Source organism: Streptosporangium sp. NPDC002544 (assembly GCF_040295965.1).
Lineage (GTDB): Bacteria > Actinomycetota > Actinomycetes > Streptosporangiales > Streptosporangiaceae > Streptosporangium.
In genome coordinates, this window is the sequence record NZ_JBEOWJ010000001.1 from 297,197 (window position 1) to 318,921 (window position 21,725).

20 protein-coding genes are annotated in these 21,725 nt (G+C 70.3%); 12 read left to right on the forward strand and 8 right to left on the reverse strand.

The genetic code is table 11. The features are described from left to right. Window positions 1-84: 84 nt before the first annotated feature. Window positions 85-1,143, reverse strand: a complete 1,059-nt coding sequence (locus tag ABT061_RS01450) for an alkene reductase (RefSeq protein ID WP_350911437.1) — start codon at window positions 1,141-1,143, stop codon at window positions 85-87. Between the two features lie 107 nt (window positions 1,144-1,250). Here ABT061_RS01450 and ABT061_RS01455 point away from each other — a divergent pair, with 107 nt between their 5' ends. After that, window positions 1,251-1,778: a MarR family winged helix-turn-helix transcriptional regulator gene (locus ABT061_RS01455; RefSeq protein ID WP_350911439.1), complete on the forward strand. Its 528-nt coding sequence runs from the start codon at window positions 1,251-1,253 to the stop codon at window positions 1,776-1,778. A 78-nt stretch (window positions 1,779-1,856) separates the two neighbouring features. On the opposite strand, the gene ABT061_RS01460 is transcribed toward ABT061_RS01455, so the two are convergent. Both ABT061_RS01460 and ABT061_RS01465 read right to left on the reverse strand, forming a co-directional pair. Then, entirely contained in the window at window positions 1,857-3,116 is a 1,260-nt protein-coding gene (locus ABT061_RS01460; RefSeq protein ID WP_350911441.1) for a hypothetical protein, read from the reverse strand. Between the two features lie 190 nt (window positions 3,117-3,306). Continuing rightward, window positions 3,307-4,473 (reverse strand): class I SAM-dependent methyltransferase, encoded by a 1,167-nt coding sequence (locus ABT061_RS01465; RefSeq protein WP_350911443.1) that lies wholly within the window; start codon window positions 4,471-4,473, stop codon window positions 3,307-3,309. 242 nt (window positions 4,474-4,715) lie between these two features. On the opposite strand from ABT061_RS01465, the gene groES reads away from it, so the two are divergent. The 4 genes from groES to ABT061_RS01485 all read left to right on the forward strand — a co-directional run bounded on the left by groES (window position 4,716) and on the right by ABT061_RS01485 (window position 7,938). Beyond that, window positions 4,716-5,027: a co-chaperone GroES gene (gene groES / locus ABT061_RS01470; protein ID WP_030912806.1), complete on the forward strand. Its 312-nt coding sequence runs from the start codon at window positions 4,716-4,718 to the stop codon at window positions 5,025-5,027. A 90-nt stretch (window positions 5,028-5,117) separates the two neighbouring features. After that, window positions 5,118-6,740, forward strand: a complete 1,623-nt coding sequence (groL, locus tag ABT061_RS01475) for a chaperonin GroEL (RefSeq protein WP_350911445.1) — start codon at window positions 5,118-5,120, stop codon at window positions 6,738-6,740. Between the two features lie 273 nt (window positions 6,741-7,013). Further along, entirely contained in the window at window positions 7,014-7,652 is a 639-nt protein-coding gene (locus ABT061_RS01480) for a sigma-70 family RNA polymerase sigma factor (protein ID WP_030912801.1), read from the forward strand. Between the two features lie 142 nt (window positions 7,653-7,794). Next, complete coding sequence (locus ABT061_RS01485) at window positions 7,795-7,938, forward strand: hypothetical protein (protein WP_350911447.1); 144 nt, start codon at window positions 7,795-7,797, stop codon at window positions 7,936-7,938. Window positions 7,939-7,993: 55 nt separating this feature from the next. Here the strand turns inward: ABT061_RS01485 and ABT061_RS01490 are convergent, their stop codons facing one another. After that, entirely contained in the window at window positions 7,994-8,371 is a 378-nt protein-coding gene (locus ABT061_RS01490; RefSeq protein WP_030912798.1) for a DUF5319 family protein, read from the reverse strand. A gap of 294 nt (window positions 8,372-8,665) precedes the next feature. On the opposite strand from ABT061_RS01490, the gene guaB reads away from it, so the two are divergent. Both guaB and ABT061_RS01500 read left to right on the forward strand, forming a co-directional pair. Then, window positions 8,666-10,147: an IMP dehydrogenase gene (gene guaB, locus ABT061_RS01495; RefSeq protein ID WP_350911449.1), complete on the forward strand. Its 1,482-nt coding sequence runs from the start codon at window positions 8,666-8,668 to the stop codon at window positions 10,145-10,147. 72 nt (window positions 10,148-10,219) lie between these two features. Beyond that, the gene (locus ABT061_RS01500) at window positions 10,220-11,338 is read left to right on the forward strand and encodes a GuaB3 family IMP dehydrogenase-related protein (protein ID WP_350911451.1); all 1,119 of its coding nucleotides are present in this window, start codon (window positions 10,220-10,222) and stop codon (window positions 11,336-11,338) included. A gap of 121 nt (window positions 11,339-11,459) precedes the next feature. Here ABT061_RS01500 and nagA read toward each other — a convergent pair whose 3' ends face one another. Beyond that, complete coding sequence (gene nagA / locus ABT061_RS01505) at window positions 11,460-12,596, reverse strand: N-acetylglucosamine-6-phosphate deacetylase (protein WP_350911453.1); 1,137 nt, start codon at window positions 12,594-12,596, stop codon at window positions 11,460-11,462. Window positions 12,597-12,898: 302 nt separating this feature from the next. Here nagA and abc-f point away from each other — a divergent pair, with 302 nt between their 5' ends. The 5 genes from abc-f to ABT061_RS01530 all read left to right on the forward strand — a co-directional run bounded on the left by abc-f (window position 12,899) and on the right by ABT061_RS01530 (window position 19,106). Then, window positions 12,899-14,533 (forward strand): ribosomal protection-like ABC-F family protein, encoded by a 1,635-nt coding sequence (gene abc-f, locus ABT061_RS01510; protein ID WP_350911455.1) that lies wholly within the window; start codon window positions 12,899-12,901, stop codon window positions 14,531-14,533. Between the two features lie 141 nt (window positions 14,534-14,674). Next, window positions 14,675-16,204: a DUF2079 domain-containing protein gene (locus tag ABT061_RS01515; protein WP_350911457.1), complete on the forward strand. Its 1,530-nt coding sequence runs from the start codon at window positions 14,675-14,677 to the stop codon at window positions 16,202-16,204. A 358-nt stretch (window positions 16,205-16,562) separates the two neighbouring features. After that, complete coding sequence (locus ABT061_RS01520) at window positions 16,563-17,528, forward strand: DMT family transporter (RefSeq protein ID WP_502991313.1); 966 nt, start codon at window positions 16,563-16,565, stop codon at window positions 17,526-17,528. Beyond that, complete coding sequence (locus ABT061_RS01525; protein WP_350911461.1) at window positions 17,525-17,758, forward strand: hypothetical protein; 234 nt, start codon at window positions 17,525-17,527, stop codon at window positions 17,756-17,758. The genes ABT061_RS01520 and ABT061_RS01525 overlap by 4 nt, the downstream gene beginning before the upstream one ends. Window positions 17,759-17,768: 10 nt before the next feature. Continuing rightward, on the forward strand, window positions 17,769-19,106 hold the full coding sequence (locus tag ABT061_RS01530) for an SWIM zinc finger family protein (RefSeq protein ID WP_350911463.1): 1,338 nt from the start codon (window positions 17,769-17,771) through the stop codon (window positions 19,104-19,106). 182 nt (window positions 19,107-19,288) lie between these two features. Here ABT061_RS01530 and ABT061_RS01535 read toward each other — a convergent pair whose 3' ends face one another. The 3 genes from ABT061_RS01535 to ABT061_RS01545 are packed head-to-tail and all read right to left on the reverse strand — an operon-like array spanning window position 19,289 to window position 21,682. Then, window positions 19,289-20,155 (reverse strand): ABC transporter ATP-binding protein, encoded by an 867-nt coding sequence (locus ABT061_RS01535; RefSeq protein ID WP_350911465.1) that lies wholly within the window; start codon window positions 20,153-20,155, stop codon window positions 19,289-19,291. Between the two features lies 1 nt (window position 20,156). Beyond that, window positions 20,157-20,984, reverse strand: a complete 828-nt coding sequence (locus ABT061_RS01540) for an ABC transporter permease (RefSeq protein ID WP_350911467.1) — start codon at window positions 20,982-20,984, stop codon at window positions 20,157-20,159. Further along, complete coding sequence (locus ABT061_RS01545) at window positions 20,981-21,682, reverse strand: hypothetical protein (RefSeq protein ID WP_350911469.1); 702 nt, start codon at window positions 21,680-21,682, stop codon at window positions 20,981-20,983. Before ABT061_RS01545 ends, ABT061_RS01540 begins: the two co-directional genes overlap by 4 nt. Window positions 21,683-21,725 lie beyond the last annotated feature (43 nt).

The window sequence follows — 21,725 nt, forward strand, 5'->3', positions numbered from 1 at the left end:
GGCCGTCGCGGGGCTCCGTCCCGGGCCGCCGCGCCCCCGTGGGCGGCGGCTCTACGGGCTCTTCGAGGCGCTGTCGGGCCGCTCCTACACGGAGTGCAGGGCCAGCACCGGGTAGTCGGTGTAGCCGCGGTGGTCGCCGCCGAAGGCCGAGTTGAAGTCGGCCTGGTTGAGCTCGGCGCCGAGGCGGAGGCGGACCGGCAGGTCGGGATTGGCCAGGAACGACGCGCCCAGCGAGACCAGGTCGGCGCCGCGCTCCAGCGAGTGCGAGACCCTGGCGGCCGGGTCGCCTATCGACGCGTCGTTGACGATGAGGGTGTTCGGCCAGGACTTGCGGATCTCCAGGCTGAGGTCGTCCGAACCGTTCATCCCCAGGTGCAGGTAGGCCAGGTCGAGATCGGCGAGCTCGGAGACCAGCGCCGGGTAGACCTCGTGCCGGTCCTCCTCGACCAGGTCCCCGGCGCCGTTGCCGGGTGAGATCCGAATGCCGACCTTGGACGAGCCGATCCGGTCGGCGACCGCCCGCGCGGTCTCCACGCCGAAGCGGATCCTGTTGTCCACCGAGCCGCCGAAGCGGTCCTCGCGCAGGTTGGCGTTCTGCGACAGGAACTGGTGGATGAGGTAGCCGTTGGCGCCGTGCACCTCGACCCCGTCGAAGCCCGCGTCCACGGCGCGGGCGGCGGCGTCCGCGAAGTCCTGGATGGTGGCCTCCGCCTCGGCGGTCGTCAGCTCCCGGGGGACAGGGTGGTCCTGCAGGCCGTTGGGGGTGAAGATCTGACCCGCCGGTCGTACGGCGGACGGCCCGATGGGCAGCGCGCCGGTGTTGTCGGGGTGGCCGATCCGGCCGGAGTGCATGATCTGGGCGAAGATCCTGCCGCCCGCCGCGTGGACGGCGTCGGTGACCTCCCGCCATCCCGCGACCTGCTCGTCGGTGTGCAGGCCCGGGGTGTTCATGTACCCCTTTCCGGCCTGGCTGGGTTGCACCCCCTCGGTGATGATCAGGCCCGCGGAGGCTCGCTGGGCGTAGTAGAGGGCGGTCAGCGACGAGGGGATCCCGTCGACGTAGGACCGCGAGCGGGTCATGGGTGCCATGACCAGGCGGTTGGGCAGCTGGAGGCCGGCCAGTGAGAACGGTGAGAACGGCATGACGATTCCCTTCTTGGCTGGCCAACTTGGCTAGCCAATAAGCAGTTCTACAACTTGGTCGGCCAACATGCAAGCGGTAGTCTCGGAGGGGACGGAAGGACCTGAACATGGCGGAGCCGCTGTTCGACGAGGGGTGCGAGGCGACCAAGGGGTGCGGCGAGTACGACGCCGACCTCAACTGCCTGATGGCCTACGCCGCCCGAGGTCACCGGGTCCTGCTCGCCAGCCTTCTCGGGGAGATCGACCTCTACCCGGGCCAGGAGCGCGTGCTGGGCGCCCTGTGGGACAACGGCCCCCAGTCGCAGAACGCGCTGGCGAGGATCGTCGGCATCGACGTGTCCACCATGACCAAGACCCTGCAGCGCCTGGAGCGCAGCGGCTTCGTCAGCCGCAGGCCCGACCTGGCCAATCGGCGGATCAGCATCGTCGAGATCACGCCCAGGGGGCACGCGCTCCGCCCCGAGGTGGACCGGGTCCTCACCGAGATGCACCGCCGGATGACCCGGGGACTGACGGAGGAGCAGACGGAGGAGCTGACGTCCCTGCTCGGCGTGGTCAGGGGCAACCTGTGCCGCGAGGCGGGGGTGCGGGGCCCGGCCGAGGACCAGGCCCTCGACGCCGCTCGGACCGGCTGACGGCACCGGTACGGGATCGGCGATCGGTCAGGGAGTGGGGGAGTCCCGCGCACGGGCCCCTGCCCGGGAGGGCTCCGGTCAGTCCCTGGTGGGGCGGAGCAGTGCCTCGGCCAGGGCCAGCATGGTCTCCTCCAGGGCGCCCAGCCGGCGGGTGAGGTCCGCGTGCGCGGGCTCCACGGTCTCGCTCAGGGCGTCGGAGAGCTGGTCGCGGTCGGGCTGGGCGCGGAGCATCTCGGTCAGCGGTGCCAGCGCGGCCTCGGCCCGGATGACGCGCTCGTCCAGGGAGTCGAAGCGCTCGCGCTGCTCGTCGGTCTGGGCGCCGATGAGCGCGCTGACGCCGATACCGACGCCGAGGACGGAGGGCAGCGCCTCAAGGCGCTCGTCCAGGCTCTCCAGGCGCTCACCGGACTTCTCCGCCCGGCCGTCCAGGGTGGACAGGCGGGAGTCGATGACGTCCATCCGGCCGGTGAGGCGGCCCTCGATGTCGTCGAGGCGCTCGTCGAGGGTGTCGAAACGGCCACCCGCCGCCATGCGATGGCCGTTCAGCCGGTCGACGCGGCTCTCCACGGCGGCGGCGCGCTCGTCGATCCTGGGCACCACCAGATCGACCCCGGCCCCCACCCGCTCGACCCTGCCGTTGACCTGCTCGACGGCGGCGAGCACCCGGTCGGCGGCCGTGCCGACCGCCTGCTGGACGCTCGCGGACAGGCCGAGCATCCCCGCCTCGATGCGCCCGGCGCGCTGGGAGAGGTCGGCCAGCGCCCTGTCCAGGCGGCCGAACCGGTGCGCCGCGATGCCCATGTCGGCCTGGAGCCGGCCGAGGTGCTCGGCCAGCTGCCGCACCTGCTCGTCGATGCCCTGGGTGCCGTCGGAGATCGCCCGGAGGCGGGTGAGCGCCTCGTCCACGCTCTCGCCCACGGTGCCGAGATCGGTCCACAGGCTCGGCAGCTCGCCGAGGGGGGTGACCCGGTCGCGGACGGCGTCGACCCGCCTGCCGAAGGACTCGACCCGCTCGCCGACGGCGTCGACGTGGTCGCGGACCGCCTCGACGTGCTGGGCCAGGCCCTCGGCCCAGGAGGGCGGGCGGGCGGCGATGTCGTCCAGGCGCCCGTTGACGGACTCGAGCGTGCCGTTCAGCCCGCCGATCTCGCGCTCCCTGACCTCGCGCAGCAGCCACTCCATGCCCTCCAGGCGCTGCCGGATCTCGTCGAGCACGGCGCCCTGGGTCCGCTGCTCGTAGACGTGGTCCTGGGCCGCCCGGGCGAGGAGTTCGCGCATCCGGTCGGAGATGGCGGTCTGGCTGCCCGTCTGGAGCAGGGCGTGGTCAGAGTGATCCACCGAGAGCTCCTTCGCTCGCCGACGCTCAGCCGCGCGGTTGGATTGGGTCGGTTCTGCCGATGAACGGGATGAAATCGGAGGCGAGAGAACTCCCGCCCGGCAACCTTAGCCTCTGGATCAAGGTTTTCCAGGGGCGAGGTTAAAAGACAGGAATTGTCGGCTTGCTGGAATAATCGACCATTTTGGCTGGTCAGCTGGGGCTGCATATGAAAGCAAATGGCCTGTCACCTATTCGGGTGAGAATGACCGTCGCGGATTCACCTCCGGGCAGCCGGAGGTCTTTCCTGAGACGGTCGACATCCACCGCGGAGCCACGTTTCTTGATCGTCACATTGCCGGCCCCGCGCTCGCGGAGCGCCGCCCGCAGCCGCTTGAGCGAGAACGGCAGCGTCTCGTGGACCTCGTACCGCGACGCCCACGGCGTCGGCGCCGCGACGTCGCCGGTGATGTAGGCGATCTGCGGGTCGAGCAGGCGCCCGCCGACCGACGCGGCGATCTCGGCGACCAGGTGGGCGCGGATCGCCGCGCCGTCGGGCTCGTAGATGTAGCGGCCCGCCGGGCCGGTGCCGGGATCGCCGAGGGTGGGGTCGGGCGTCATCGTGACGCCCGACGGCAGGATCGTGGCCCTGCGCGCGGTCTCACCCGCCAGTGTGCCGCACCAGATCACGGCCTCCTTGACGTCGCCCCGGTAGGAGACCCATTCGGCCTCCGCCCCGGCGGGGACGAACTCGTACGGGATCCCGGGGGCGACCTTCAGGCAGGCGGCCCCGGCCCTGGCCACCATCTCCAGTACGGCGGGCCAGGCGGGCGAGTAGGCCATCGGGTCGAAGGTCCTGCCCCGCGCGGTACGGCGCGCGGGGTCGGCGAACAGGACGTCGAAGGCGGCCGGGTCCAGGGTGGAGGCGTCGGCGGCGCGGACCGAGACCCGGTCGCCGAAGCCCAGGGCGGCGGCGTTGGCCGCCGCGATCGCGGCGGTGAGCGGATCGGCGTCGACCGCCTCGACGACGCATCCGGCCCTGGCCAGGGCGAGGAGGTCTCCGCCGATACCGCAGCAGACGTCGGCGACCCGGGAACCCGCGGGGACGCGCCGCGCCCGGTGGTCGGCCACCTCGCGGCGGGTGGCCTGCTCCAGGCCGGGCCGGGTGAAGTACATGAGATCGGCGTCGGCGCCGAACTTCTCCCTCGCGCGCAGCCTGAGTTCGGCCTGGGTGAGCGCCGCCGAGGTCAGGTCCGCGTCGTAGATCTTTCTTAACCTTGTCACCGCCGCCACCGGGTCGTCGCCGATGGCCTCGGCCGCCGCGCCCAGCGCCTCCTGGCCGCGCGGGGTCAGGAGTTCGCGGAATGCGTCGAGATTCACACCACCCGACGCTACCGCCTTCACCGTGGGGCTTCGCGAGGGGCTTCCACCTGGTTTGACGTTCGCCCGAAGCGCAGACGGGCGCTCCGTGTTGACTGTCAAGCCCTCCTTGCATACTGTTCCGTATTGGCACTCTCCCGGTGAGAGTGCCAAATACATGCGACGAGGCAGGTCTGACACCCGCGACGGCAGACCGCTGGTCGCCTCTTCTAGATCATTCAAATCTGAAGGGGAGGTCCGACGTGACGACCGCCACCAAGGTTCCCGTTAAGCCGCTTGGCGACCGCATTGTGGTCCAGCCGCTTGAGGCCGAGCAGACCACCGCTTCCGGTCTGGTCATCCCGGACACCGCCAAGGAGAAGCCGCAGGAGGGCAAGGTCCTCGCGGTGGGTCCGGGCAACTGGGACGACGAGGGCGAGAAGCGGATTCCGCTCGACGTCAAGGAGGGCGACGTGGTCCTCTACAGCAAGTACGGCGGCACCGAGGTGAAGTACAACGGCGAGGAGTACCTCGTGCTCTCCGCCCGTGACGTGCTCGCCATCATCGAGAAGTAGTTCTCGCTTCACAAAGATGACGTATCGAGCCCCGGGTCGCGAGAGCGCCCGGGGCTTTGATGCGCCGACGTACTTATAGAGAGGACTGTCATGCCGAAGATCCTGTCGTTCGAGGAGGACGCGCGCCGAGCTCTCGAGCGCGGCGTGAACGCTCTCGCGGACGCGGTCAAGGTGACGCTGGGCCCGCGTGGCCGCAATGTCGTCATCGACAAGAAGTTCGGTGCGCCGACCATCACCAACGACGGTGTCACCATCGCCCGCGAGGTCGAGCTTGAGGCGCCGTACGAGAACCTTGGCGCGCAGCTGGCCAAGGAAGTGGCGACCAAGACCAACGACGTCGCCGGTGACGGCACCACCACCGCGACCGTCCTGGCCCAGGCCATGGTCCGCGAGGGTCTGCGCAACGTGGCCGCCGGTGCCCAGCCGCTCTCCCTCAAGCGCGGCATCGACATCGCGGCCAAGACCGTCAGCGACAGGCTGATCGAGTCGGCCCGCCCGGTCGAGGACAAGAAGGAGATCGCGAATGTGGCGACGATCTCCGCGCAGGACGCCAAGATCGGCGAGCTGATCGCCGAGGCGTTCGACAAGGTGGGCAAGGACGGTGTCATCACCGTCGAAGAGTCCAACAGCATGGGCCTGGAGCTCGAGTTCACCGAGGGTCTCCAGTTCGACAAGGGCTACCTGTCGCCCTACATGGTGACCGACCAGGAGCGCATGGAGGCGGTCCTGGAGGACCCCTACATCCTGATCACCCAGAACAAGATCTCCTCTGTCGCCGACTTCCTGCCGCTGCTCGAGAAGATCGCGCAGACGAAGAAGGCCCTGCTGGTCATCGCCGAGGACGTCGAGGGCGAGGCCCTCGCGGTTCTCGTCACGAACAAGATCCGTGGCACCTTCACCTCCGTCGCCGTCAAGGCGCCGGGCTTCGGTGACCGCCGCAAGGCCATGCTGCAGGACATCGCCATCCTCACCGGTGGCCAGGTGGTCAGCGAGGAGATCGGCCTCAAGCTGGAGCACGTCGGCCTGGAGGTGCTGGGCACCGCCCGGCGCGTCGTCATCACCAAGGACTCCACCACCGTCGTCGACGGTGCCGGCGAGGCCTCGGCGATCGCCGACCGGGTCAAGGAGATCAAGCTCGCCATCGAGCAGTCCGACTCCGACTGGGACCGTGAGAAGCTCCAGGAGCGTCTCGCCAAGCTCTCCGGCGGCGTCTGCGTGCTGAAGGTCGGCGCGGCCACCGAGGTGGAGCTGAAGGAGAAGAAGCACCGCCTGGAGGACGCCATCTCGGCGACCCGCGCGGCGATCGAGGAGGGCATCGTCTCCGGCGGTGGCTCCGCGCTCGTGCACGTCTCCAAGGTCCTCGACGACCTGGGCCTGACCGGCGACGAGGCGACCGGTGTCGCCATCGTCCGCAAGGCGCTCGTCGAGCCGGCCCGCTGGATCGCGGAGAACGCCGGCCTCGAAGGCTACGTGGTGACCTCCAAGGTCTCCGACCTGCCCGTCGGCCACGGCCTCAACGCCGCCAGCGGCGAGTACGGCGACCTGATCGCCCAGGGTGTCATCGACCCGGTCAAGGTCACCCGCTCGGCCGTCCAGAACGCGGCCTCCATCGCCGGCATGCTGCTGACGACCGAGGCGCTCGTGGTGGACAAGCCCGAGGAGGAGGCTCCGGCCGCCGCCGGTCAGGGCCACGGCCACGGCCACGGTCACTGATCTCACCGGTTCCGAACGGCTCGCGTCTCCCCGGAGGCGCGGGCCGTTCGCGTTTTGCGGTAAACCAAATGCGCCCGCACCGCGTCATGGCGCGTCACTCGTAAGGGCAAACGCGGTTCCTCCGAATAGTCGATGTATTTGGCAATCGAATGAAATATTTGCACATAGCGTAGTCGCCGTGGTCAGTGCGTGATTACGCACCGTTATCGCCGCCTCAATGTGACCAATCCGTAGCCGTTTGCCATGACGACAGGCACTATCAGGGCGGGCATCATGCCTAACGTGACCGAGGGATGCGTCGCCGACGCCAAAAATGGGGTGAGGCTTGCGACGAGGTCCGAAGGGGGCGTCCATAGGGACGATCTCAAGGATCTGACAAGCCTCGCCGTTCAGGGGGATCGCACCGCGATCGAATCTCTGATCGCGCAACTGCGGCCGATGGTCGTCCGTTATTGCCGTGGTCGTCTGGGCCGGGTTTCCGGTCAGTATCACATCGCGGACGACGTGGCCCAGGAAGTATGTATCGCGGTGCTGTCCGCGCTGCCCCGTTACCGTGACATGGGGCGCCCGTTCGCGTCCTTCGTCTTCGGCATCGCGTCGCACAAGGTGGCCGACGCGCTGCGCAGCTCCGTACGGTCCGCCGTGCCCACCCAGGACCTTCCTGACGGGCCCGACGAGGGGCCGGGGCCCGAGGAGACCGTGGTGCGCTACATCGAGGCCGAACACGCACGCCGGCTGCTGTCGAGGCTGCCGGACAACCAGCGCGAGCTTCTCATGCTCCGAGTGGTGTCGGGCCTTTCCGCCGAGGAGACCGGTAATGTACTCGGCATGTCACCAGGTGCGGTCCGGGTCGCCCAGCACAGGGCGCTGGCCCGGCTACGAGCGATGGCGGAGCTGGAGTCGATAGCTTGACCGCCGAGCTGTCGAGCAGGGGCCGCGAGCGAAAGCCCGAACCGCGGGACGGGGCTCGCGACGACCCGGAGCGAGAACGATCATGACAACGGTTCACCCGCGACGTCCGGCTCGAAGATACGGGCCGGACGAGGATCCGGCCGTGGCCGAGACCGACGCCCTGGTGGAGGCGCTCTCGCGCAGGACGCCCGTCTCCACGCCGGACGCCGCGGTCGCCCTGCTGGCCGCCTTGATCGACGACGTGGATCAGCGGTGTTCCTCGGCGTCGATCACGCAGTCCGGCTGATCCCGGGCGTGTTCACGGCTCACGGTGGGCGGACCGGGGTAACCGGCGACGTGGATCAGTGGTGTTCCTCGGTGTCGATCACACCGTCCACGTAGCCTCGGGCGTACTCCCAGCTCACATAGTCGGTGGGGTTGGGCTGGTAGGCGGGCTCGTGCACCTGGGGCTGGCCGTTTTCGATCATCTGGCGCAGGTTGCCGCGCAGCAACTCCCAGTCGAAGTAGTGCTGCTCCCCGCATTCGGGGCAGTCGAGCACCAGGCCGAGCACGCCCTGGGGCTCCAGCAGTGAGCGGAAAACCTCCACGTCGGCGAGGTCGGTCATGGCCTCGTCGCGCTCGTCCGTGGTCAACGGCTCGGGATCGTCGGGATCGCCCAGCGCCGCCGCCGGGTCGTCGGGGTCATCCGCGAACGGGTCGCGAGGGACATCGTCGAGCACGATCCCACCTTATGGCCTGGATGTGATAAACAGACCCCGAACCGGCACGAGTATGACGGTCCGGGGCGGTACGGGGCAGGCGACCGCGGTGGCCGGGAGGTCCTGGAAGCGGGAACCTGAAGATCTCCGGCCCGTACCGGAAACCCGGCTACTTACCAGTATGCGACTCCGGTGGGAGATCCGGGCCTCCGGCTTTTCCCCCGGGTCCACCAGGTTTGGCGTCAGACTCTAAACTGTGACCCGGGGGTCGGCGCCTTTCCCCTTCATGAGAGCGCCGCGGCAGGAGGGTTGCAGATGGCCAAGTTCACCGATCGGGGGCTCACGTTCGACGACGTGCTGCTGGTGCCCGCGTATTCGGACCTGCAACCCGGGGAGGCCGAGACCACCACGCGGCTGTCGCGGGGCATCACCCTGCGGATCCCGCTGATCTCCGCGGCGATGGACACGGTGACCGAGGCCCGCATGGCGGTGGCGATGGCGCGCCAGGGGGGCATCGGCATCCTGCACCGCAACCTGTCGATCGAGGACCAGGCCCAGCAGGCCGACCTCGTCAAGCGCTCCGAGGCCGGGATGGTCACCAACCCGGTCACCTGCTCTCCCGACGAGACGCTCGCCGACGTCGAGCGCCTCTGCGCCACCTACCGGATCTCCGGGGTGCCGGTGACCGACGCGAGCGGCGTGCTCGTCGGCATCGTCACCAACCGTGACATGCGCTTCGAGAGCGACCACAGCCGTCCGGTGCGCGAGGTCATGACCCCGATGCCGCTGGTCACCGCGCCGGTCGGGGTCTCCACCGACGACGCGTTCGACCTGCTCAGGAAGAACAAGATCGAGAAGCTCCCGCTGGTCGACGCCGGGGGGCGGCTGCGCGGGCTCATCACCGTCAAGGACTTCACCAAGAGCGAGAAGTACCCGCTCTCGACCAAGGACGCCAACGGCCGGCTCGTCGTGGGGGCGGCCGTCGGCGTCGGCGGTGACGCGGATAAGCGGGCGAGCGCGCTGATCGAGGCCGGGGTCGACGTGATCGTGGTGGACGTCGCGCACGGCCACTCCAAGGGCCTCGCCGACATGATCGCCAAGATCAAGGCCAACAGCAAGGTCGACGTGATCGGCGGCAACATCGCCACTCGCGCGGGCGCCCAGATGCTGGTCGACGCGGGGGTCGACGCGGTCAAGGTCGGTGTCGGGCCCGGCTCCATCTGCACCACCCGGGTGGTCGCCGGCGTCGGTGCCCCGCAGGTGACGGCCATCCACGAGGCGTCCCTCGCCGCGGGCCCGGCCGGGGTTCCGGTGATCGGCGACGGCGGCCTGCAGTATTCGGGTGACATCGTCAAGGCCATCGCGGCCGGGGCCGACTCGGTCATGCTCGGATCGCTCCTGGCGGGCTGCGAGGAGTCCCCGGGTGAATTGATCTTCATCAACGGCAAGCAGTTCAAGTCGTACCGGGGGATGGGCTCGCTCGGCGCGGTCCGCAACCGGGAGCGCGGCGGCGCCTCGTTCAGCAAGGACCGCTACGCCCAGGCCGATGTCGGCACCGAGGACAAGTTCATCCCCGAGGGCATCGAGGGGCAGGTCCCCTACCGCGGCCCGGTCGCCGCGGTGGCCCACCAGCTCGTCGGCGGCCTGCGCCAGGGCATGTGGTACTCCGGATGCCGCACGATCCCCGAGATGCACGTACGGTGCGAGCTGATGCCGATCACGTCGGCGGGCCTCAAGGAGAGCCACCCGCACGACATCCAGATGACGGTCGAGGCCCCCAACTACCACGGTCGCTAGAGCGGCGCGTACCGCGCACGCGTGAAAACGTGGCGTGCGCCATGCACGCCACGGAACGGAAAAGACAGACATATGACTCAGGTGGAGATCGGCCGCGGCAAGAACGGCCGTCGTGCCTACGCGCTCGACGATATCGGCATCGTTCCGTCCCGTCGTACCCGCGACCCGGAGGAGGTCTCGATCGCCTGGCAGATCGACGCCTACCGCTTCGAGCTGCCCGTCGTGGTGAGCCCGATGGACAGCGTGGTCTCGCCGAAGACCGCCATCGAGGTCGGCAGGCTCGGCGGTCTCGCCGTGCTCGACCTCGAAGGGCTGTGGACCCGGTACGAGGACCCGATGCCGCTGCTGCAGGAGGTGGCCGAGCTCAAGGGAGAGCCCGCCACCAGGCGGCTGCAGGAGATCTACAACGCGCCGATCAAGGAAGAGCTGATCGGCCGCCGCATCGAGGAGATCCGCGCGGCCGGGGTGGCCACGGCGGTCCGGCTCTCCCCGCAGCGCACGGTCCAGTACCACAAGGCGGTCATCGACGCGGGCGTGGACATCTTCGTGATCCGCGGCACCACGGTCTCCGCCGAGCACGTCTCCGGCAGGGCCGAGCCGCTCAACCTCAAGCAGTTCATCTACGAGCTCGACGTCCCCGTGGTCGTCGGGGGGTGCGCCACCTACACCGCGGCGCTGCACCTGATGCGGACCGGCGCGGCCGGGGTGCTCGTCGGCTTCGGCGGCGGCGCCTCGCACACCACCCGCACGGTGCTGGGCGTGGCGGTGCCGATGGCCACCGCGATCTCCGACGTGGCCGCCGCCCGCCGCGACTACATGGACGAGTCCGGCGGCCGTTACGTCCACGTCATCGCCGACGGCGGCATGGGCACCTCCGGCGACATCGCCAAGGCGATCGCGGTGGGCGCGGACGCGGTCATGGTCGGCTCGCCGCTGGCGAGGGCCGTCGAGGCCCCCGGCCAGGGCTTCCACTGGGGGTCGGAGGCGCAGCACCCCGAGCTGCCCAGGGGCAAGCGGGTCGAGTTCGGCACGATCGGCACGCTGGAGCAGATCCTGCACGGCCCCTCCTCGGTGGCCGACGGTTCGATGAACCTGATGGGCGCGCTCAAGCGCACGATGGCCACCGCCGGATACTCCGACCTCAAGGAGTTCCAGCGGGTCGAGGTGGTCGTCGCCCCGCAGGCCGGCTGAGATCTCGCGCGAACGCCCGGCCCGGTGGCCGGGCGTTCGTCGTTTCTCAGCTGTCACCGGTCGCCGAGCCTCGGCTGCGGGACCGGCCTTCCGGCCGGATGGATCCGGGCGGTGGGGGGATTCAGCGGGGCTCGACGATCCAGGTGCCCCTGCGCATCACGCCGGAGACCTCCAGCTCCTCGGTGAGCACCACCAGGTCGGCCTGCTTGCCGACCGAGACGGACCCCAGGCGGTCGGCGAGGCCGAGCACCCTGGCGGGGGTCAGGGAGGCGATCTCGGACGCCTCGGCCAGTGACAGGCCCACCTCGCGCACGGCCCGCCGGAACGCGACGTCCATGGTCAGGGTGCTGCCGGCGATGGCGCCGCCCTCGGCCAGCCGGGCCACCCCGTCCACCACGTCCACCTTCATCGGGCCGAGCCCGTAGACGCCGTCGCCCATCCCGGCCGCCGCCATCGCGTCGGTGATCAGCGCGGTCCTGCCGGGACCGGCGACCTCGAAGGCCAGGCGGGTCATGGCCGGGTGCAGGTGCACGCCGTCGTTGATCAGCTCGACCGTGACGCGCTCGTCCTGGAGCAGTGCGGCGATCGGCCCCGGGTCGCGGTGGTGCAGCGGCGGCATCGCGTTGTAGAGATGGGTCGCGACGCTGCCGCCCGCCGCTATCCCGGCGATCGTCTGGGTGTAGGTGGCGTCGCTGTGGCCGAGGGCGGCGATCACGCCGCTCGCCGTCGCCTCCCGTACGGTGTCCAGCGCGCCGGGCAGTTCGGCGGCGATGGTGACCATCCGCACGTGGCCGCGCCCGGCCTTGATCAGTCCGGCGAGCTCCTGGGGCGAGGGGTCGCGGAGCAGCGCCGGGTTGTGCGCGCCGCACCGGGCCGCGGAGATGTAGGGGCCCTCGAAATGGATCCCGGCCAGCAGGCCGTCCTCGCACAGGTCGGCGAGGGCGGCGGCGGCCCCGGCCAGGTCGTCAAGGGAGGCGGTGACCAGGCTGGCCATCAGCGTGGTGGTGCCGTGCCTGGCGTGCAGCTCGATGGCCCGGCTCGCCTGCTCCGGATCGCCGGTGGGAAAGGAACCGCCCGCCCCGCCGTGGTTGTGGATGTCCACGAAACCCGGCACGACATACCGGCCGCCCAGCCCGAGTCCTGGCCCCGGCGCGGAGCCCTGGCCCACATGCGTGATGCGGCCGTCCTCAATGGTGAGCCAGCCCCCGTGGACACCTTCGGGGGTCACGATGCGTGCGTCAGCGAGTGTGATGCTCATGGTCCCCATCCTCTCGGGTCCCCGGCAGAAGCCGCCCCCGACGCGACCGTGGGGTGCCGTCGGTTCGCCGGTCCCCTGATTTATCGACGATGAGAGAAAGGCTCTCCGCTGATAAGGTAGTCGGTCAGTAACGGCGGAACGGAGCATGACATGGCAGGCGAAGAAGACATCTCCGGGTGATACCGGATCCCATCGCCATCGGTGACGCGCCCATCGCGGGGCCGCCGATCGGTGATGTCTTCGTGCCCTGACCATTTCGCCGGGCGGTCCTCACCGTGCCGGCCGAACGCGGAAGCGATTCGATGTCCGACGCCCTGATCGTGGTTTCCAACCTGTCCTTTTCCTGGCCCGACGACACCCCGGTGTTCGAGGACCTCTCGTTCACCGTCCCCGCCGGGCACACCGGCCTGGTGGCGCCCAACGGCGCCGGCAAGAGCACGCTGCTCAGGCTGATCGCCGGTGAACTTCGCCCGTCCGCGGGCTCGGTCACGGTACGGGGGATGCCGGGCTACCTGCCCCAGACGCTGCCCCTGGTCGGCGACCTGACCGTGGCCGAGGTCCTGGGGATCGCCCCGGTGATCAGCGCGCTGGACGCCATCGAGTCCGGGGACGCGAGCGAGGAGCACTTCACCACCGTCGGCGACGACTGGGACATCGAGGAGCGCACCCGCGCCCAGCTGGACCGGCTCGGCCTCGGGGACGTCTCCCTCACCCGGCGCCTGCACACCCTCAGCGGTGGCCAGGTCGTCTCCCTCGGCCTGGCGGCACAGCTGCTGAAGCGGCCCGACGTGCTGCTGCTCGACGAGCCGACCAACAACCTCGACCTCGACGCGCGCAGAAGGCTCTACGACGTGCTCGCCGACTGGAACGGCTGCCTGCTGCTGGTCAGCCACGACCGGGCACTGCTCGACCGGATGGACCGCATCGCCGAGCTCGACCGGGGTGAGATCCGCTCCTACGGCGGGAACTTCACCTTCTACGAGGAGGCCGTGCGCGCCGCACGGGAGGTCGCCGAGAAGAACGTCCGCAATGCCGAGCAGGAGGTCAAACGGGAGAAGCGGGAGATGCAGCAGGCCCGCGAGCGGGCCGCGCGCCGGGCCGGCAACGCCGCCCGCACCCTCAAGGACGCCGGTCTGCCGAAGATCGTCTCCGGCAGGATGAAGCGGAACGCCCAGGAGTCGGCGGGGAAGGCGGACGAGACGCACGCCGCGCGGGTCAGCGGGGCCAGGGCCCGGCTCGACGAGGCGGGCCGCGCCCTGCGCGACGAGCAGAGGATCTCGCTGGAGCTGCCCGGGACCAACGTCCCGGCCGGCCGTATGGTCTTCCTCGGCGAGCGGATGCAGGTCCGTCACGGTGAGCGGGCCCTTTTCGCCGGGCAGGGGGCCGACCTGACGATCCGGGGACCCGAGCGGATCGCGTTGACCGGCCCCAACGGCGCCGGCAAGTCCACCCTGCTGCGGGTGATCGGCGGCGAGCTGGAGTCGGAGGGCGGCGGGACCAAGCGGGCCGACGGCCGGGTCGCCTACCTGTCCCAGCGGCTGGACCTGCTGGATCTGGACCGCACCGTGGCGGAGAACCTGGCCGCGTTCGCGCCGGGACTGCCGGAGGCGGAGCGGATGAACCTGCTCGCCCGCTTCCTGTTCCGGGGCTCCCGCGTTCACCTTCCGGTCGGGGTGCTCTCCGGTGGCGAGCGGCTGCGCGCCACCCTGGCCTGCGTCCTGTGCGCCGAACCGGCGCCCCGGCTGCTGCTGCTGGACGAGCCGACCAACAACCTCGACCTGGTCAGCGTCGCCCAGCTGGAAGGCGCCCTGCGCTCGTACGAGGGCGCCTTCGTGGTGGTCAGCCATGACGAGCGGTTCCTCGCCGAGATCGGCGTGAACCGCTGGCTACGCCTGTCCGAGGGCCGCCTGCTCGAAACGAGCGCCCCTGACGTGTGAGGTGACGTCTCGGGCTGGGTGGTGAACCGCTGTCACCGAGGCCGACGGTCACGCGGACAGCGAAATATGGCAGTGTCCAGCTAATGTCCGGGATGCTAGCTTTTGATCACTTTGGTACCCGGCACGCTGGAGACGAGACAGGTGGGCTTGCAGCCAGACACGGCCGAGCGGGCGAGCCTCCGGTCGGCGATCCCCAGGGCGATCCCCACGGCGCTCCGGCTGGCGGCACGGAGGCGGCACGTGATCGCCCTGACCGCCATGGTCGTCTCGGCCACCGGGATCTACTGCCTGCTGGGGCTGGTCAGGTACGACCTGTTCCGGGCGACCAGCATGGACCTGACGCTGTTCGACCAGGCGGTGCGGGGTTTCGCCTCCTTCGGTGCCCCGACCAGCCCGGTACGCGGCGTCAACCTCGGTCTGGGCATGGACTTCGTGCAGCTGGGCGAGCACTTCTCACCGATCCTGGCGGTGCTGGCCCCGCTGTACTGGCTGCACGACGGCCCCGAGACGCTGATCGTGGCCCAGGCGGTGCTGTTCGCGCTGGCCATACCGCCGCTGTGGCTGTTCACCCGGCGGACGCTCGGCATCGGCCCCGCCTACCTGGTCGCCGTCGCCTACGCGCTGTCCTGGCCGATCGCGAGGGCGGTGAACTTCGACTTCCACGAGGCCGCGTTCGCCCCGCTGCTCACCGCCCTCATGATCGAACGCTTCAGCGCCGGCAGGCACGGCCACACCGCGCTGGCGGCGGCGGCACTGCTACTGGTCAAGGAGGACATGGGGCTGATGCTCGTCGGGTTCGGCGGGTACGTACTGCTCCAGATGCGACGCCGGCACGGGACCTTGCACGGGGTCGTGTACGGGGTCATGTACATGGGGGTCGGTCTGGCGTACACCGGTCTCGTCCTCGCCATCCTCATCCCGTCCGTGGGCGGCGACTCCACCATGTACTGGGCGTACGGCCACCTCGGTGGCAACATGTCCGCGGTGGTCGTGCACGTCCTCAGCGACCCGCTGGGCGTCCTCGGCAGCCTCTTCAGCCCGCAGGTCAAGCTCGACACGCTGGCCTTCCTGCTGTGGCCGACCCTGCTGGCCTGCCTGTTCTCCCCGCTGACGCTGATCGCCCTCCCCCAGTTGCTGGAGCGGATGCTCTCCGACCGCGCGCAGTGGTGGGTGACCGACTTCCATCACAGCGCCATCACGGTGGCCGTCCTGTTCTGCGCGGGGGTCGACGGAGCCGCCCGGGTGATCCGCTGGGCACGACGTCGCGAACCCGGCCTGAGCGAGCGCGGCGCGTCGCTGCTCTGGGCGGCCGCGGTCTGTGTCGTCGCGCTCACCCTCGTCCCACGATTCCCCTTCGACCAGCTCATCAGGCCCTCCTTCTACGAGAAACAGCCCGACGTGGTCGCGGCCGAGCAGGCGGTCGCGGCCGTGCCCTCCGGCGTGGTCGTCGAGGCCGTCAACCACGTGGGCCCCCGCCTGTCCGCCCGCACCACCGTCCTGCTGTGGGAGGACAGACCCCCTACCGCCCCCTGGATCGTCGCCGACACCGCCCGCGCCGCCTACCCCTGGGCCTCACTCGACCGCCAACGCCAGCACATCGACGAACTGAGGAGCCAGGGCTACCGGGTCGTCTACGACCGCGAAGGCTACGTGGTCCTGCACCGCGCCTGATCTTCTGGATGTCGCCCCCGAGGGTCTCCGCTCCCCGCGACGTCGCTACCGCGACCGCCTCCGAACGAATGACGGACACGGGTCGTGGCAGGACCCGCTGATCCGAAAATCGGATCCGGCCCAGAGCGTGTTCAGGAGGTGATCGCGGGTCTCGGCGAGCCCGTTCGAGGGGCGAGGTCCGGACCATTGACGCGCTCCCCGGCCCGAAGGTGTCGCGGCCGGGGCCGTAGCCGGCTCCGGTGACCGGAGCTCAAGCCCGAGTGAAAGTCCGGCGGGCCGGATAGGGGGCCGGAGTTCGGGGAAAGGCTTGTTCGAGGGCCCGCTCAGCGCCAGCCTGCCGGGCCGGAGCACTCACGTAGTGGGCACTGGTGGTCAGGGTGCGGGGAACGCCTTCACCGCCTGGTGCCCCTTCTGTCGGACCGGACATCGAAACAGGTCACCGCTTGTGGTCATCGCGATCTCGCTGGGTGCGGCGTGCCTTCTCGGCCTAGGCTTCGTCGCACAGCAGCATGCGGCGTACCGCCAGCCCCTGGAGGACATGCTGCGCCTGCGCCTGCTGCTGGACCTCATCCGCACGCCGTTGTGGCTGGCCGGGGTCGGGCTGATGCTCTGCGGCCAGATCCTCGGCGCCCTCGCGCTGCGGGAGGCGGACGTGGCGAAGGTGGTGCCGCTACTGGCGATGAACCTGCTGTTCGCGCTGACCGCGGCCCATGTCATCTACCAGGAGCCGTTCGGCCGCATGCTACAGCTGGGCGCGCTGCTGGTGGGCGGAGGAGTGGCGCTGTTCCTGTACGGCGGTCGGCCCCATGGCGGGACTCTGCCTGAACCGGGTTCCATGCGGTGGCTGGCGGTGCTTTCGGTGATCGTGGTGGCGGGCGGGCTGGTCCTGTTCGGTCTGCGGCGTTCCCTGCATGTCAAGGCGATGTTGCTGGCGGCAGCCGCCGGGGTGCTGTACGGGCTGCAGGACGTGCTGACGCGCAGCTCCCTGCTCACGCTGGCCAACGGGCTGAACCCGGCCGGTACCTGGCAGCTGTACCTGCTGCCCTGCGTCGCCGTGGTGGGGCTGCTGCTCAACCAGAGCGCGTTCGACGCCGCCCCGCTCCGGATCTCGTTGCCGGCCACCACGGCCGCCGAGCCGATCACCGGGATCGTGCTGGGCGTGGCGATCTTCTCCGAGCGTCTGCGGGTCACTCCGGAGGCGCTCGCGGCGGTGGTGGCCGGCTTGATCGCGTTGGTGACCGGCATCGTCATCCTCGGCCGCTCCTCGTTTCTGGCCAAGCCGACGCGGAATGCTCCTCGGCGCCCGGACGGGGAGCGGCAGTGATCTCCGCGGTCCCGGTGTCGCCCGCGGCGACCAGCGATGCTCTGGCCTCGGTGCTGCGGTGCCGCGCGGCACGATCGGCGCTCCAGCACAAGGCGTTCCGCCCGGCAGGGTGCCGTCCAGTAGCGCTCCTGATGGTGAACAGCCTTGCCGGGGTCGGTGATCCGGTGACGCTTTGGGATCATGATGGGATCTGCGCCGGCAGCGGCATTTTTGTCGGAGACGATCTCTAGTGTCCGGCCCATGACAAGTGCGACGCAGGCGTACAGTTACGCCGCGCCTTCCAGTTTGGTAGACGGGCGTCTGGGGTTGTCGACGTCCGGTGGCAGAGCCCTCAGCGGCCCCGCTCTCGCGCCCAGGTTCTTCAGCGGGATGGTGACGCAGGCGGCGCCCGCGGCCGCGGCCCTGCTGGGCATAGCCGACGTGGCCCTCACCCGCTACCACCAGCCGCGTCCGGGGTGGACCCGCGACCCGGTCGTGACGTGCGGCGGTGACCGGCTCCGGTTCGAGTCGTTCTCCGCCTGCGGCGGGGTCTACGCCCGGCTCGACGTGCTCGACGGTGCCCTGGACGGCGAGGTGTTCGACAGGGGGACGACCAACGTCGACGTCAACGGGCCGCTCCGCGAGGCGCTGGCCAGGGTGGGCGCGCGCGACCCGCTCCACCTCGGCGTCGGCGCCGACGAGCTGACGGTGACGACGCTCGACGGCGCGGTGGTGGAGAAGAAGGTGCCGCTGCCCGAGCGGTGGCTGCGGGGCTTCGCCGAGGTGCAGGTGATCGCGGCGGGTATGGACCTGAGGGCCGAGCTGGCGGGTATGAGCGCGGTGCGGTTCCTGCGCTCCCTGCCCAAGCGGGCGACGGCCGATCTCTGGGTCGTTCCCGCGGGCCGTGACCTGCGGGTCGGTGACCGGCCCGGCGCGGGAGCGGTGTGCCTGTCCGGCGTGGGACGCCTGGCGACGCTGCTGCCCCTGCTCCGCTTCGCCAAGAGCCTCAGGGTGTACGGTCCGGCCGAGACCGGCGACGCCGCGTCGAGCGCATGGGAGCTCGAACTGCCGGGGATGCGCTACACGCTCGCCCTGTCGCCGCAGCGCTGGCGCGGCTTCTCCGGAGAGGGCGCGGTGCTGGCCGATCTCGCGACCGACGAGGCCGAGGCCGACGCCGATCTGGTGGGCATGCTGCTCAACTTCGAGCCCGAGGTGGAGATCGGCCTGCTGGCCGACCGTGCCGGTCTGTCCACCACGCGGGTCCGCGCCGCGCTCACCCAGCTCGGTACGGCCGGCCGGGTCGGCTACGACTTGGCCGAGGCCGCGCACTTCCACCGCGAGCTGCCCTATGACAGGGAGCACGTGCAGCACCTCAACCCCCGGCTGACCGCCGCGAGGGCGCTGGTCGAGGCCGGTGCCGTACAGATCGACGGTGACTCGGCGCGGGTGCGGACCGAGGGGGGAGTGCGCGAGGTCGGTCTGGCCGAGGGGTCGTGCACCTGCCCGTGGTGGTGGGACCATCGCGGCTCGCGCGGGCCGTGCAAACACGTGCTGGCCGCCAGGATCGTCGCCCGCACCGCCGTAGAGGTGGCCCCGTGACCGCCTGGCAGGAGGTGCGTGACCTGGTCACCGAGCACAGGGCCGGGGCGCCGGTCGACCGCGTGGTCGCGGTCGGCCGGCGACTGCGGCAGCCGTTTCGCCCGTGAGTGCGCGCGCCTGCGCGACCGGCTCCGCTGACCGCGGTCCGGCCGAGCTTGTCCGCCTACTGAGGGAACAGGGCGTCAGCGGCCGGTTTCCATCAGGGCCAGGTAGCCGTCCTCCAGGGTCGGTTCGGCCGGGCGGGCATAGGGGTCGGGGGCGGTGGCGGCGATGAGCCGGTAGCGCATTCCGGTGCCCTCGGGGACGGCGGCCACGACCCTGCCGTGCGAGGGGGCGGGGCCGGGGGTGGTCAGGGTCCACACCCGGTGGTCGGCCTGGGAGACCAGTTCGCCGACGTCCCCGGTGAAGGCCAGGCGTCCCTTGGTGAGCACCGTGAGGTAGCGGCAGGTCTGGGCCACGTCCTCGACGATGTGTGTGCTGAGCAGGACCGTGCGGTCGCCGGCGAGCTGGGAGAGCAGGGTGCGGAAGCGGATTCGCTCCTCGGGGTCCAGGCCGGTGGTCGGCTCGTCCACGATGAGCAGTCGGGGGTCGGCGAGCAGCGCCTGGGCGATGCCGGCCCGGCGCAGCATGCCGCCGGAGTAGCCCTTGAGCCTGCGGTCGGCGTCCTGGGTGAGGGAGACCACCTCCAGCAGCTCGCCGATCCGGCGTCGCCGGGCGGGGCGGGAGTCGATCCCCTTGAGCAGGGCGATGTAGTCCAGGAACTGCCGTGCGGTCAGGTCGGGGTAGACGCCGAGGTCCTGGGGGAGATAGCCGAGCGTCCGCTGGACGGCGAGACGTCCGTCGGCGGTGGCGATGTCGTGCCCGCCGATACGGACCGTCCCCGAGGTGGGCTTGAGCAGCCCGGCCAGGATGCGCATGAGCGTGGTCTTGCCCGCCCCGTTGGAACCGAGCAGCCCGTACATGCCGGTCGGCACGTCGAGGTCGAGCCCGTCGAGGGCGTGCACGCCGCCCCTGTAGGTCTTGGTCAGGCGGGAGATCTCGATGCGCATGTCAGGACTCCGTCCGGGTGGCGTGGAGACGGGCGAGGGAGAGGACGAAGACCGCGAGCACGAGCATCACGCCTATCCACAGGAGGGCGACGGCCGCGTCGGCTTCGGGCCGCAGGAAGTTCAGCGCGGCTTCGGAAACGGGGCCGTAGGTGTAGTAGTCGGGTTCCACGAGGACGTTCGGTGGTTGCTGCGCCGGCCTGTAGCCGAGGAGGCCGTAGGCCACGTGCTGGCTGTTGGGCGAGAGGATGGTGTCGGCCAGGGTGGGCATCATCCTGGGAGGGATGAGGTTTCCCCAGAACCAGTAGACGACGAACAGCACCTGGAACAGCATCGGCGGCATCAACAGCGGACCGGCCAGGGCGAGCGCTCCGACGAAGAGCAGCGCGGGGACGGTGGTCGTCACGAAGACCGCCACCGCCCAGCCCAATGCGGAGGGCTCGCCCTCGACGATCGCGTAGACCACGGCCCGGCCGAAATAGGCGAGTGCGAACGGTACGGCGGTGGCCGCGCACGTGCCGAGATACTTGCCGATCAACCGGGCGGTGGGAGCGGTCGGGGTCGCGTCCAGGACCCCGACGACGCCGAGCCGCCGGTCACGGACGAGCCGGTCGGCGAGCAGGCATCCGTAGACGATGGGCAGCAGGAGCATGAGCAGGTCGGCCGACACGATCATGGCCGTCGTCGGGTCGTCCCTGTCGGCGCCCCGCTGCAGATCCACATACGCCGGGTTGAGGGTGATGACGATCACCGCGTAGGTCAGCCCGTAGACGATCCACAGGACGCGGCGGCGGATCTGCATGCGGAACTCGTAGCGGAAGGTCGCGATCATGCGGCCTCACCTCCGAGGATCCGTTCGGCGTCGCCGAGCAGCGGCCAGGCCGCGGCGGCGAGCAGCGGAGCGGTCGCCAGCAGAGTCAGCCGGTTGGGCAGCCAGTCGCCGGGCACTGTCCCGTACGTGGTGGCGAACATGTGGAGCAGCCGGAGCATCAGGTTCTCCTGGAAGAGATATGCGAGCATGTGTTCGAACAACCAGACGAACGAGATGATCGCGGTGGCGGCGGAGGCGCTGCGGAGCGTGGCCGAGGCGAGCAGGCCCAGGGCCGTCAGCCAGAGCATGGGGGACAGCCAGGCGAGCTGCCCGGCCAGGCCGTGGGACGCGGCGGGCAGCAGGTCCCACCAGCCGGTGACGATCAGCAGCGCCGAGGCGATCAGGGCGCAGAGGGCCGTCCAGCCGACCAGCACGGCCAGGCGGCGCAGCAGGGTCGAGCGGTATCCCCTGGGCAGGGTGAGCTGCAGCTCCACCGCGCGGTCCCGGCCGATCAGCGAGGCGGCGGCGATGCCGGGCAGGAGCGGGACCCCCGTTTCCAGGATCGTCATCAGGAACAGCACGGTGTTCCCCTCCCGGGACCCGAGCCGCGTGCCGAAGGCGACGAGAAGCACGATGAGCAGGACGAGGACCGGTGGGGCCAGCAGGGCCGCGGGACCGGCCCTTTTTATCTCGTGCGACCAGAGGTCGAGTGATCTCATGACCGGTGAGTAGCGTGGGTACGCCGGATCGGTTCATCTGATC